This window comes from Paraburkholderia sp. SIMBA_053 (genome assembly GCF_046534895.1).
Classification (GTDB): Bacteria; Pseudomonadota; Gammaproteobacteria; order Burkholderiales; family Burkholderiaceae; genus Paraburkholderia; species Paraburkholderia caledonica.
This window is the reverse complement of record NZ_JAWRXU010001012.1, coordinates 1-259: the sequence shown is the minus strand read 5'-3', so window position 1 is coordinate 259 and position 259 is coordinate 1. Positions and strand designations below refer to the sequence as shown.

Genomic DNA, 259 nt, shown 5'->3' with positions numbered 1-259 from the left:
GGAGGACGACTGGATCGCGAGTCCGTTGCGCGTCGCCGCCGACGGCACGGTCATCTCGCAGACGTCGCAGAACACCTCGCCGGAAGGGATGTCGAGTTCGCCGCCGTCTTCGTCGTCGTCCACTTCCTCCGGCGAAAGCCAGGAGAGCGGCGAACCCCAAGGCGTCGACGAATACAACGGCATGGGTTCGGACTCGAACTCGGATGCCAACCAGTGGAATCTCGACGACTACGGCCGTTCGGGCAACGCATCGGACGAC

At 64.5% G+C, this 259-nt stretch carries 1 pseudogene; it reads left to right on the top strand.

Going from position 1 to position 259, the window contains the following annotated elements:
- A pseudogene (locus tag SB753_RS38680) lies at window positions 1-259 on the top strand (RNA polymerase factor sigma-54); the annotation flags it as partial.